General features: G+C 35.2%; 8 protein-coding genes. 5 read left to right on the top strand and 3 right to left on the bottom strand.

Annotation, left to right across the window (positions count from 1 at the left end):
• The first annotated feature begins 415 nt into the window (after window positions 1-415).
• The 5 genes from FBT53_RS12205 to FBT53_RS12185 all read left to right on the top strand — a co-directional run bounded on the left by FBT53_RS12205 (window position 416) and on the right by FBT53_RS12185 (window position 6186).
• On the top strand, window positions 416-622 hold the full coding sequence (locus tag FBT53_RS12205) for a hypothetical protein (RefSeq protein WP_136951467.1): 207 nt from the start codon (window positions 416-418) through the stop codon (window positions 620-622).
• 91 nt (window positions 623-713) lie between these two features.
• Window positions 714-1523 (top strand): GLPGLI family protein, encoded by an 810-nt coding sequence (locus tag FBT53_RS12200; RefSeq protein ID WP_136951466.1) that lies wholly within the window; start codon window positions 714-716, stop codon window positions 1521-1523.
• Window positions 1524-1545: 22 nt separating this feature from the next.
• Window positions 1546-4218, top strand: coding sequence for a carboxypeptidase-like regulatory domain-containing protein (locus FBT53_RS12195; protein ID WP_136951465.1), 2673 nt, complete (start codon window positions 1546-1548; stop codon window positions 4216-4218).
• 116 nt (window positions 4219-4334) lie between these two features.
• Entirely contained in the window at window positions 4335-5177 is an 843-nt protein-coding gene (locus tag FBT53_RS12190; protein WP_136951464.1) for a pseudouridine synthase, read from the top strand.
• A gap of 100 nt (window positions 5178-5277) precedes the next feature.
• Window positions 5278-6186 carry a YihY/virulence factor BrkB family protein gene (locus FBT53_RS12185; protein WP_240729828.1) on the top strand — a complete coding sequence of 303 codons (909 nt, stop codon included), beginning with the start codon at window positions 5278-5280 and terminating at the stop codon, window positions 6184-6186.
• On the opposite strand, the gene FBT53_RS12180 is transcribed toward FBT53_RS12185, so the two are convergent.
• The 3 genes from FBT53_RS12180 to FBT53_RS12170 all read right to left on the bottom strand — a co-directional run bounded on the left by FBT53_RS12180 (window position 6183) and on the right by FBT53_RS12170 (window position 13775).
• Window positions 6183-7106: a PorP/SprF family type IX secretion system membrane protein gene (locus FBT53_RS12180; protein ID WP_136951463.1), complete on the bottom strand. Its 924-nt coding sequence runs from the start codon at window positions 7104-7106 to the stop codon at window positions 6183-6185. The two genes, FBT53_RS12185 and FBT53_RS12180, sit on opposite strands and share 4 nt — an antisense overlap.
• 3 nt (window positions 7107-7109) lie before the next feature.
• The gene (locus FBT53_RS12175; protein ID WP_136951462.1) at window positions 7110-12119 is read right to left on the bottom strand and encodes a gliding motility-associated C-terminal domain-containing protein; all 5010 of its coding nucleotides are present in this window, start codon (window positions 12117-12119) and stop codon (window positions 7110-7112) included.
• An 87-nt stretch (window positions 12120-12206) separates the two neighbouring features.
• Window positions 12207-13775 (bottom strand): helix-turn-helix domain-containing protein, encoded by a 1569-nt coding sequence (locus FBT53_RS12170; RefSeq protein WP_136951461.1) that lies wholly within the window; start codon window positions 13773-13775, stop codon window positions 12207-12209.
• Between the last annotated feature and the right edge of the window lie 23 nt (window positions 13776-13798).

The following is a 13798-nucleotide window of genomic DNA, read 5'->3' as shown; positions in this document are numbered from 1 at the left end:
TTTCGCCCTCCTTTTTACAAGCTTCGGTAGTTTGAAACTAATAAGCCAATTTTATATTAAAATCTGAAGGCGGTTTTGGGACAGACTGCCGTTAAATGATAGTAATATATCTATATGTTATTAATAATGATGGACGTGGTGGCTATAATCATAAATCTGATATTGCAAGAAAAGAATTATTAATAAAAAGTTAATTAATTAATGTTTTCTTAAAACCGTAAAAATCCTACGGTTTTTCTTTAATTTTTTTTGTTTTCATTATTCTAATTTTGCTTCAAGCTTACAGTTTTGCGCAAAATCTCGGAAAGTTTTTTATTTAGTATCAAAAAAATGAACGATTATTTCAGGGTTTTTTGCAAATAATTTTGAAAACAAAGAAAAGATTGATTCCAAAACGGAAATTAATTTAATTGACTTGAACGAACTAAGTGAGAAATCCGTTATCGATGATGGATATTTTGCAATTTGTTCCGTAACTATTAGCAATAGCCTAACTGGCGAAACAAGGGAAGTAAATGGTATTGGTCATGGTGCTACTCGGTCTGATGCCATAAATAATTGTGCCCGAAATGCAAGGGCTGCAGCTAATGCTTTGGTTGATAAATTAAACGGCCAAATGTAAATAGAGTTAAATTTTTAAAATTAAAGTTTTGGAGGCTATAAACCTTATTTAAGTGCATAGTCTCCATAATTCTTTTTTACTCTTAATAATTATGGTTAAAAAATTATATCCTTTATTAGTATTACTGGCTTGTGCATTAAATCTATATGCCCAACAAGACTCTATTAATATTTATCAAATACAATATGAAAGATTGTTAACTTTTGAAGACGATCCTACACCAATAAAAACAATTTATGACTACACAAAATTTATTGAATTGGATAAATCTATATGTAATATAAACAGTAAGAATAAAAATGGTAATTTATTAGAAGAAGATGATGCCGATGATAGTATCTTATATTTTACACCCTCTGGAAGTAAGTTGAGCATGGTTTATAAAGACTATAAAGAAAATGAACTCTATACAAAAGGTGAAGTTGCTTATAAATACTTTGTAATTAAAGACCGCTTAGACATTTTTAACTGGAAGATAGAAGAAGCCACAAAGGATATCCTTGGTTTTATTTGCCAAAAAGCCACCATGGATTTCAGAGGCAGAAAGTATGAAGCTTGGTTCTCATCTAAACTACCCGTAGGTGGTCCATGGAAATATGATGGACTACCAGGAATGATTATGGAGCTTAAATCACTGGACAATTTTATAGCTTTTAAGGCTATCGGTGTAAAGAGTGATGTTAAATTATTAACAAGCCTGGAAAACCCTTTTGATACAAGTAAAATACTTAATTGGGCGGAATACAAGGCACTGTACAAGAAAAAGGCAATAGAGCTTCTCAGCTATAGACCTAACGAAAATATTGGTGGAATAGTTTCATCTAGAGGCGGCATAGAAACCTATATTGAGGATGATGACCTTGAATATAACCAAGCCTTGAAGAACTACTATAAAAATTAGATATCACAATAACTTTTTTATATTGAGCGGAATTAACTTCAAGTTATATACTAGTATTTTTATTTTTTTTTGTTCAAGCTTTACTTTTTCCCAAAAAATTCACGGAACTGTTTTTAATGAAAACGAAAACCCTGTAACTGCAAAAATACTTATTAAAAATCCAAGCAATCTGGCCGTCATAAGTGAGTTTTTTTTGGCTCCTAATGGTAAATTTGAATATAATCTAAAAAAATCATATGCTTCCAATGGCTTTGTTTTAGAGGTGGCAGCAACTGGTTACACCACATTGGAGGCGGTGATTAAACCTTCTGGATTAAAACCTGAACTTAAATTTAAATTTGTTCTGAAAAAAGAAAAACTTCAGAAATTAGATGAAGTAGTGGTGGAGGGAAAAAGACCCTTTAGAATTAAGAAAGACACCTTAGTTTTTAATGTAGAGTCTTATTCTGACGGTACTGAGAAGAAAGTAGAAGACCTATTAAAAAAATTACCAGGGATTGAAATCAACGAAGCTAATGGCTTTATAAAGTTTAGAGGTAAATCTATTGAAACGGTAACTATAGAAGGAGATAATTTATTTAACTACAATTACAGTATTGGTACTAAAAATATCAACATTGATTTGATTACTGAAATTGAAGCCATTGAAAATTATTCAGAAAATAAGCTGCTTAAAGGGATTGAAAGCAGTGAAAAAGTTTCATTGAACTTAAAACTTAAAGAAAATAAAGTTGACATTACTGGGAATTCCGACATAGGTGTAGGAGATTTTCCAGATAACGGGGAAACGCCTTTGAATGTATCTCTTAATCTTTTGGGAATAAATAAATCATATAAATCATTTGCTGTTGGTTCATTCAACAATATTGGGGAAAATGCATCACCATTCGATTACTATGGCAATTCCATTAATCTGGAACAGATGAAGGATCAAAAATACTACAGTCACAAAGCAATATCAGAATTTACATTCCCTCAAGTCACTAGAACCAATTTGACTAATATCAACAACCAGTTTTTTGGGAATTTTAATGCCATTTTTAACATTTCTGATAAAGTAAAAATTAAGACCAACTTATATACTTTGTCAGATAAAATTGATGGTAATCAATTTTTGGAAAGCACCATTTTTTCTAAGAATAATAGATTTACCATATTCGATAACTATTTTATACAAAAAAAGCCACTGCAGCATAGAGGAGATTTAGCGTTGACAATCAATACATCAGCATCTTCTCTTATTGAATATGACGTAAGCTTAAGGGATGAGGTTATTAACACGTCCAATACAATTTTTTCAAATCAAGCCAATGATTTCGAGTCCGTACTAGACTCAAAGAGTCTATTGTTAAAACAAAATCTGCAATACACAAAAAAAATAACTGATAGTACTGCTGTACAGATGACCCTATTGAACGCAACCAACAATCTTGCTCAAGATTATGAGATTTCTCCTTCTACAATGGATAATTCGGAATTTGATAATGATGTTCAAAACAATGATAGTAGAAAATTAGTTACATCTTTTAAAACAGAATATCTAGGCAGAGGTAAACAAAACAATAAATACAATATTGCTTTTGGTTTTAACTTAGACAAGGAATCGTTCAATTCTAATTTGCAAAATCAGGATATTGACCAAGGCTTAAAGGTCAATAACAGCTCAAATAATCTAAGATTTCATAAAAATGAAATCTTTACGCAAGGAGGTTATAATTGGCGCCTAGGAAAATTTATTTTTTCTCCCAATTTTTCATTAAAATATTTGTATCAAAAATTAAATCAGGAAGATGTTCTCATGGATTCTAAAAACTTACTATTTGAGCCTTCCGTTAGCTTAATTTACAAATTAAACACGACATCAATTCTAAACTTTCGTAGCGGTTTTAATCAAAATACTCAGGATAACCTTAACTTATTCTCAAATGAAGTACTTATTAATAACAGGCTTGTAAGAAAAAATATTGCAAATATTTCACTACAAAAAAGTCAAAATTACAGTGTTTCATTTTCAAAAAACGATTTATTCAATCAATTAGAATTATCTTTTGGAGGAAGCTATATCAAGCAAAATGGCAACTATTTTAACGAGACTGAGATTGATGAAAATACAACAAAACTGACCAATTTCTTTTTACCTGAGAATACAGAAAATATTGATTTCTATTTAAATTTTTCCAAATTACTATCCAGAATCAAAACCAATTTTAAGATTACTTCTAGTTATTCCATATATAATTTTAAGAACATAATCAACAATTCTAATCTTACACTTAACAAGAGTAGTTTCTTTAATAACAGCCTTTCTCTGCGTACTGCGTTTAACTCTTCAATAAATTTTGAGAATAACACAACATTTTTATTCCAGCAAAACAAGGGGCAAAGTACGTTTGCCAATAATTCGCTCAACAACCACTTTAAAATAAAAATTAAGCCATCAAAACAGTTTATCGGGACTATTACCTATAACTACTTTATCCCCAACCTTTCGGATAATCGTAATACATACTCTTTTTTAAGTTCTAAAATACTTTTTAAGCCCAAAAATAAAGCATGGCAACTGGATTTTTCTGGGGTTAATTTGTTGAACGAGAACTTTTATAGTGAAGAGAGTATTAGTGAAATTTCAACTGATATTTTTCGTGTTAATCTATTGAATAGATACTATATGTTAAATTTTGCATATTCATTTTAGCATTGTCATTATTAAGGGGGTATTTCATTCTTGAGTAAAAGGAAAATCAAATTTTTTACAATGCAATAAGTTTATACATTACAATATAACTTAGCTTTGCAAAAAATTAAAGACTGATGAGAAAATCAGACAACGAACGCAATCGTAGACCTTCTAATAATAAAGGAGGCAGTTTTAAAAAGAAACCTTTTAATAAAGGAGGTTCAAAGCCATTTAAATCGGCTCCTAAAAAAACAAATAGCAATCCAGATTTAATTCGTTTAAACAAGTACATAGCCAACGCTGGCATTTGCTCGCGTAGAGAAGCAGATACCTTTATTGCAGCTGGTAACGTAACGGTAAACGGGAAACCGGTAACTGAACTTGGATATAAGGTAAAGAAGACAGATGATGTTCGTTTTGACGGTAGGAGATTAAATCCCGAGAAAAAAGAATATGTTCTTTTGAACAAGCCAAAGAATTTTATAACCACTACTAACGATGAGCGAGGTAGAAGAACGGTTATGGAATTAATATCTAGTGCCTCTAACAACAGATTGTATCCCGTTGGGCGTTTAGACCGTAATACTACAGGACTGCTGTTGTTTACTAATGATGGTGAGCTAGCTAAGAAGTTAACCCATCCAAAGCACAACGTACGCAAAATATACCATGTACACTTGGACAAGGCTCTTACTATGAGAGACCTTCAACAAATTATGGAAGGACTAACCTTAGAAGACGGACCTATTACTGTAGATGAGGTTAGTTATGTACAAGGAGCAACAAAAAATGAGGTGGGTATAGAGATACATTCTGGAAAAAATAGAATTGTTCGTCGCATATTTGAACATCTTGGATATACAGTGGTTAAGCTAGACCGTGTGGTATTTGCCGGACTTACCAAAAAAGATTTACCAAGAGGGCATTGGCGTTTTCTAACAGAACAAGAGGTAATTAATCTTGGAATGATACGATAAACATAAAGACCGACTTACACGTCGGTTTTTTTATGAATTGAAGTCGTAATTTGTGGTTTTACGTTCACCTAGATTAGGTTGATGCAGTATCTTTCTTTGAGTGAAAAAATGGTTAGACATACTGTTTAAATCTCCAGAAAAAAATACTCGTTTTAGCTGGAGACACATGCCGTATTTGCTGAAAGAAACCTATCTATCTTGGATAGATAAAGAACCTTTTAAGCTAAGTGCGGTGACTGCCTATTATGCCATTTTGTCCTTACCAGCATTTTTAATTATGGTGCTTAATTTGGTTGGTTCTGTTTGGGAGAAAGATGTTGTCCACGGTAAGCTATTCGGGGAAATTGCAAGTGCCCTGGGGCCAGAAACTGCCATGTCTATACAAGGTATGATAACAAATAAGGGTAGCGAGCCAACCTCTGTCACTACTACAATTCTGGGAGTAGTAGTATTGTTATACGGTTCAACGGGTGTCTTTTATCAATTACAAAATGCCTTAAATGAGATTTGGAATGCAAAAACCAATTTTGCCAATGGTATTGTGGCTATGTTCGTTGGTAGAATCAAAGGATTGGGCTTTATTGTAATCCTTGGATTTTTATTGTTAGTCAGTTTTATTCTCACTTCTTTATTATCATTATTTTCAGAGCAACTATCTAGTTTGTTTAGTATTGTAGATTTAAGGTGGGCTATGGTGGTAGATTTTCTCTTTTCTTTTGTGTTTATCTCAATGCTTTTTTCGGCCATGTTTAAATATCTACCTAGTACTGTAGTTCCATGGAAAGCAGTAAGTAGGGGAGCCACATTAACCGCAATTTTATTTCTGATAGGTAAATACGTGTTAGCATTTTATTTTAGCGAAGCAGAGCCCAGTTCTACCTACGGAACAGCAGGCTCTGTAATATTGGTGATGCTTTGGGTATCTTATTCTAGTTTAATTGTATTTTTTGGAGCCAATTTCACCAAGGTATTTCAAGATAAATACCTAACTGATTCTAGTTTAGATTAATCAAACGCAAAACCCCTGCCACCTCTATAATTTAATACGATACCATGAAAATTTCTTAAGGGTGAATTTGCGTTGGCGCTAGAGTAATTATACAATACCCTAAAGTTTTTAAAGGCATACAGACCGGCGAATAAATTTAAGCTACTGCTACTTCTAAAGCCCGCACCTACTTCTATTACATTTTTATAGCTTAAGGATATGTTCGCATCTACCTGAAAGGGAGCCCCAGCTTCGTGTTTAAGTAAAACACTTGGTTTCATTATGTAAGTTGGGTCGTATTTGTTCGTGATGAAATGATAACCCAAATAACCATAGAAAGGCCGTGTTAGGTTTAAGTTTTGAGAATTGGCAAAAGTATCTCCCAAAATATTTGGTGCGGATATACCTGCAAAAAAGTTTTCATGCCCAAATAGAAAACCTAATCCAGCCATGGGTAAAGTCTCGTTTATGTTTTCGGAGAAATTGGCATCGTTCTGAATTTGTAGGCTCAAAAGGTCTTCATTATAACTAAGTACACCTGCCGTTACCCCAAAAGAGAGCACGGTTCGTTCAAAGACCTGCCAATAAGGTCTGTTCTTCTTCCAATCAAAAAATAGTTTGTATGAAAATGCAGCAAAACCTTGAGTGGCTTCTGTAACGCCTATCTCGTCTGAAATTACGGCCGCACCCAGTCCCATTTTACCTTGTTGTAATGGCGCAGTAAAGCTAAAGCTTAGGTTTTTGGGCGTGTTTTGTATTTCACTTCCAAATCCAGAATTGCTTAAAACTGCCTCCGTTCCATTAAAGGAGCCAGAATACGCGGGGTTAATCAAAAACGGATTTGCATTATATTCTGCATACACGGGTGTTTGTTGGCAATAGGAAAATTGTGTTCCTGCTATTAAAAGACCTAGGTAAAGTAGTTTTTTTATTTGGTTCATAGCTTATCTTTTTAAGACCACAAAGCCTTTGGTTGTTTGTAGGTTATGATTTTCAGGTAAGATTATCGTGAAGAAATAGGTTCCTTCTGGTAGTTGGTCCGCGCCCAATCCCATAAGTTGGTTTACCTGCCCCTTGAATACGTTGTCCGCATTGTTGTAGCCCTCTATTTTAAAGACCAAGTCTCCCCATCTGTTATAGATGTATACGGTGTTTTCCGGATAGGCTTCTATACCGTTAATTTCCCAGAATTCGTTAACTCCGTCGCCATCTGGTGAAAAGCCATATTTAGATGCAACTTTTTCCTGCTCTGGCTCTTCTTCCGTTACGAATGATTCTATGCTGCAATTTTCAGCATCCCCTAAGGCATTATAAGGGGTTATAGTTACAAATAGCTCCTGCCCATATGGTAAGTCTTCCGTAAAGGAATAATTAGTCAAGATACCTAGGTCGGTTCTTGGTACTATTTCATCACCTCCGGCGGTGGTTCCTACGGTCAAATAGTACCCATCGGCATTGGCAACTGCGTTCCAATTTAAATCGGTTGAAATGGAAACGCTTGTAGCAGCATTAAGTGGTGCACTTAAACTAGTACAATTTGGAACAGTAGCCACGGTCTCGGTGGTAAACGATTCTTCTGTGCATCCTGTTGCGTTACCAACACCGTTGTACGGAACAACAGTTACAAAAATTTGCGTGTTTTCCGGTAGATCGGTAGGTAAATCAAATGTAGTACCGGTAACATTCTCGGCATCCAAGATATCGTTACCACCAGTAGTTGTACCTACAGTTAAGTAGTAGCCATCAGCGTTAGCAACTGCGTTCCAACTTAAATCGGTAGAAATAGAAACGCCCACAGAAGCATTAAGCGGTGCACTTAAACTAGTACAATTTGGAACAGTAGCCACGGTCTCGGTGGTAAATGATTCTTCGGTACATCCTGTAGCATCACCTACAGCATTATACGGAACTATTGTCACGAAAATTTGTGTATTCTCCGGTAAATCGGTAGGCAAATCAAAAGTAGTATCGGTAACATCCTCGGCATCCAAGATATCGTTACCACCAGTAGTTGTACCTACAGTTAAGTAGTACCCATTTGCATTGGCAATTGGGTTCCAACTTAAGTCGGTAGAAATGGAGACACCTGTTGCGGCATTTAGCGGTGCACTTAAACTGGTACAACTTGGAAGAGTAGCCACGGTCTCGGTGATAAAGGATTCTTCGGTACAACCTGTTGCGTTACCCACACCGTTGTACGGAACTAGAGTAACGAATATTTGTGTGTTCTCCGGTAAATCGGCAGGCAAATCAAATGTAGTACCGGTAACATCCTCGGCATCCAAGATATCGTTGCCACCAGTAGTTGTACCTACAGTTACGTAGTACCCATCGGCATTAGCAATAGCATTCCAACTTAAATCGGTAGAAATTGAAACATCAGTAGCCCCGTTCAAAGGTATGCTCAAATTGGTACAACTAGGTACAGTAGCCACGGTCTCGGTAGTAAAGGATTCTTCGGTACATCCTGTAGCATCACCTACAGCATTATACGGAATAATAGTTACGAATATTTGTGTGTTCTCCGGTAAATCGGCTGGTAGGTCAAATGTAGTTCCTGCAACATCTTCGGCATTCAATATATCGTTGCCACCAGTAGTTGTACCTACAGTTACGTAGTAGCCATCAGCGTTAGCAACTGCGTTCCAACTTAAATCGGTAGAAATAGAAACGCCCACAGAAGCATTAAGCGGTGCACTTAAACTAGTACAACTTGGAACAGTAGCCACGGTCTCGGTGGTAAACGATTCTTCTGTGCATCCTGTTGCGTTACCAACACCATTGTACGGAACTAGCGTTACGAAAATTTGTGTATTCTCCGGCAGATCGGCAGGTAAATCAAATGTAGTACCGGTAACATCCTCGGCATCCAAGATATCGTTACCACCAATAGTTGTACCTACAGTTAAGTAGTACCCATCTGCATTGGCAATTGGGTTCCAACTTAAGTCGGTAGCGATTGAAACGTCGGTAGCCCCGTTTAAGGGTATGCTCAAATTGGTGCAACTAGGTACAGTTGGTAGGGTCTCGGTAGTAAATGATTCTTCGGTACAGCCTGTTGCGTTACCAACACCGTTGTACGGAACTAGAGTAACGAATATTTGTGTGTTCTCCGGTAAATCGGCAGGCAAATCAAATGTAGTGCCGGTAACATCCTCGGCATCCAAGATATCATTACCACCAGCGGTGGTACCTACAGTTAAGTAGTAGCCATTTGCATTAGCAATAGCATTCCAACTTAAATCGGTAGAATTGGAGACACCTGTTGCCCCATTCAAAGGGGTATTCAAATTGGTGCAGGCAGGAGCAGTTGGTGCTGTGGTGGTAAAAAACGACTCTTCTACACACCCCATAGCCTGTCCTTCGTCATTATAAGGTATAATAATGACAAAAATTTCTGAACTCCCCGGTAAATCTAAGGGAAAATCGTACACCGTAACGTTACCTACGTCATAATTATCCCTAATATCTATACCTCCAGGGGTACTACCAACCGATATTAGATATCCATTGGCTCCACTAACTGCATTCCACGAAATGTCAGCATCAATTTCAACTTCAGTAGCGCCATCTACGGGAATGAGTAAATTAGAACAGTTTGGTAGTGTACCACCAGAAATGGTACTTGCAGTAGTAAAACTTGTTTCTATGCATCCAATTGTTTCTCCAGACTCATTGAAAGATGTTATGTTTACATATATGGTTTGTCCTTCCTCAAAGTCAAAAGGTACATTGTAATCACTGGAAAAAACAGTAACATTATCGATTAAATCATTCCCCCCAGAAGCTGTACCGGCAGAAATACGGTATCCGTCCGCTCTACTAGCATCTGGCCAATTAAAATTAGTACTTACGGCAACATTGTTCTGGCCATTACCAGGAAATGTTAAAGAAGCACAATCAGGTAATGCTGGAGTAGTACAAGTATTGTTTTTGTTGGCCTGCGCTTCATAAGCCCCCATATCTACAACAGATTGATATACCCTAGGACGTGCTCTTAAATCTAAAGTTTCAGTAGTGTATGCATTGTTGCCTGCGTTTACGGTTGGGGAACAACGCTGTTCCCTAAAATCTCCATTTTCTGGGTTAAGGAAGATAGGGGCATTGGTAATTAGATTCCCATTAAGATTTCCTGCTCCTGAAGGATTTTCACTTTTTATTAAAGAATGTCTTACTTGGAGATTGGAGGTGTTGCCGTGAAAACCGCTTTGCGATAGATCGCTACCAGACCAAATAATAGTGTTTCGCACTCTAGAGGGTAAATCAGCGCTAAAACCAACACTAACATTGGTATTATTAAAATCTATGGCAGAAAATGTAGAGTTGATTATATTTAACGATGTATCTCCGCTTGAATTTATTAAGCGGTGATTTCCGTTTTGCATAGCAGAAATCATTGCCAAATTGTTAATGGTCAGGTTGGTTTCGTCCAAAATCATAAAACGACTACCAGAGCTGTTACCTTCTATGAATTCATTGGTCATTGTTGCCATTGGTGTTCTGTCAAACGCCAATAGGACGTTTTCACCATAATAACGATTATTCGAAAGGGATATATTATCTACGCGGTCTACATTTATTTCCCTACCATTATTGTTCATAAATATGTTACCATCAACGATTGCTGGGGAAACTGACATTATTCCAATATCCAAAACAGGTTTGGTACTACTGTTATTGATAAAGGTATTGTTTGTGATAGTTGCACTATCTAGATTCCATAAATCCAAATCACTACTATTGGTACTCCCATTATTTTCAAAAACGCAGTTATTTACGGTTAAATCTGCATCGTACTCAATCTCTAAACATGTAGTTCCCTGAGAAATATTGTTTTTAAAGAGACAGGCATCAAACAAAATATTAGCTCCATTATCACCTCTTAAATCTACTATTGCATTAGACGAACCTGAACTAATATTGTCTAAAAATCTACAATTGGAAGTATTTACATCCGCACTGTCACCATGTAAAACTGAAGCAGTTCCTGAAATATCGTTAGCTATGAAATCCACGTTTTCCAGGAATAGGTCACAACCATTTGTGGTCTGTATACAAGCCCCAGTTCCAAAATTATTATTGAATAAAGAATTTCTGATAGAAGTAATACCGTCACCTTGATAAATAATTCTTGATTGACAACTATTTTCTTCTACAAGAATGTCATCAAATAATACATTTGAACCATTAATTGATAAAACTGCGGAGCTAGTATTTTTTTTGAAAATGGTACTATTTATTATTACGTTTGGACTATCAATAGAAACAATTGTTGAAGTGCTATTATACTCTTTAAATATACAATCAGTCAATAAAAAGTTTTCGGTATTATCATCAACATACAGACTCCTAGCACTTCCATTTTGAAAAATAGAATTTGAAATACTGATAGTATTGACCGTTTCTCCAATCGAATGGATTGCCGAACCTACATGATTAGAAAAAATGCTATTGTTAATAGTGCAGTTAGTAACGTCTCCATCTATTTTAACGCCATAGATAGCGAAGGCTTCAAATTCTACCTGGTCTACAATTAGATTAGATCTAGTGCTTATTGCATACCTGGAATTGTATATCCTAATTCCCTCAAAAGTGGAAGCTGCATTGATACCAATATCAAAAATTCGTAATAGTAAATTGTTAGGATCGAAATCTGCCTGTATTTGGGTTACGTGAGACGTTAAATCTCTTGCTCCTCCTCCTTCTACATATCCACCCCTTATAGTTAAGGGTACGGTGATGTCTATTTCGCTTTGAGGTTTGTATATCCCTTCAGCTATAAAAATGGTGTCACCACTAGCTGCAGAAGCAACAGCTTCTTCAATAGTTTGGAATGCCAATGCCCACGAAGAACCATCGCCGCCAATGGGAGCGGATTGGTCTACAAAAATATCTGCGGCATGGGCAAAATACGCAATAAAAAATAAAAAGTTAAATAGTAGTTTTTTAAACATTTGGTTGGGTGTTTGGGTTGGATATAACGCAATTTAATCCCACCAAATTGTACCAAAAGTCCCATCCGATCGGATGAAACCACTTTTTTAAATTAAACCATTTATTTTATTTTTATAGGCAGTGGGTGTGAGGCCAGTTAAAGCTTTAAAAACCCTGTTAAAAGAAGATTTACTCTTAAAGCCAACATCAAAAGCAACCGCTAAAATCTTTGCATTATTATATTTAGGAGAAACAATCAGCTTTTTTGCTTGCTCTATGCGTAACGCATTGATGTAAGAATTAAAGTTTTGATTTAACTCAAAGTACAATACTTCCGATAAATGATGTTTGCTTATATTTAACTCTTCGGTAACCATTTTTGGTGAAACTTCCGGATTTAGAAATGCTTTTTCTTTTTCCATGAAAAAAACAAGGCGCTGTTTAATTTCTTTTCTTGTAGCGTCATCAAGCGTAGAATTAGCATATTTTATTTTAAGGTTATCTTTTAATTCATTTTGTGTCTTATCAATCGTGATAATAGTGTTATTTTTTCTTTTTGATTTTTGAAAAATGAATACACCTAATACCAATAATAGGATTACAAAAGTGGCAATAATAAGTGTTTGATAATTTTGGGTTTTTAATCTTTTTAGAAGGGCTTGTTGCGTTTTTATAGTAGCTTCTTTTTTACCAATTTCTTTTTGCCCATCTAACAAAGTAGCCTCCTTTTGTCTTTCAAGAATTTTAGACTTTAATAAAAGATACTTCTCTTTATAATTTCTAGAAGAACTTACGTTGCCGAGCGTACTATCTATTTTATAGAGATATTTATAACTATTAATCTCAATTTCAGCAATACCCTTATCTAGACCCAAGGCAAGAGCATCAGAAAAATATTTTTTTGCAGTTTCGGGCTTTTCAGTTTTTGTAGATATAAGCCCTTTTCTAAATAACAACCAAGCTTTTTCTTTACTAGAATTTTCTGCCAATGGTAGGCTAAAAGCACTGTCTAAATATTCTTGGGCATCTTCATAGTTTTTTAGATGATAAGCATTCTCTGCTAAATTACCGTAGGTGGATAATAGCATGTGCTCATTCTTTATTTGTTTTGCCAGATTATTTGATTTTATATAATAAGGTAATGCCTTATTATGTTTATGGATGGCTTGGTAATTATTTGCAATACCTATTAATGCAGCACATTCTATTTTAGGATTCTCTCCGATTTCACGAAGAGTTTTTAAAACTTTCTTATAATAGGATATGGCTTTGTCTCTAGCTTTTATCTTGTTATATGAATTAGCTAAGTTTACAAGCACTACTACCCTTGTTTTTAAATCATCTGGAATACTGTCATTTAGCAATAAGGCTTGATGATACAGTATTATAGATTTATCTTGCCTGTTTTGATTATTGTAGTAGACGGCTTGGTTAACATTAGCCAAAATTTGATATTTATACAATTTATGTTCTCGCGAAAAGAGTAAAAGAGAGTCAGCTAATCTTTTATGATTTCTGTAGTCCCCGTCTTTGTAGGTTTGTTGTATGGACTTTACTAGACTTTCAGCTAGATTAATTTTATTTACTTTCGTATCATTAGATTCTTGGCAAATTAGAAATTGAAATGTTAAAAGAAGTACAAGTAAAGTTTGAAGTTTGAGGGAACTAATTTTCATTATACTAATATATATATTTAATG

The sequence above is a fragment of the Flavobacterium sp. ASW18X genome (assembly GCF_005144745.1).
Classification (GTDB): Bacteria; Bacteroidota; Bacteroidia; order Flavobacteriales; family Flavobacteriaceae; genus Croceivirga.
Note: the sequence above shows the minus strand (reverse complement) of the source record. Positions and strands in the feature narration are given on the sequence as shown.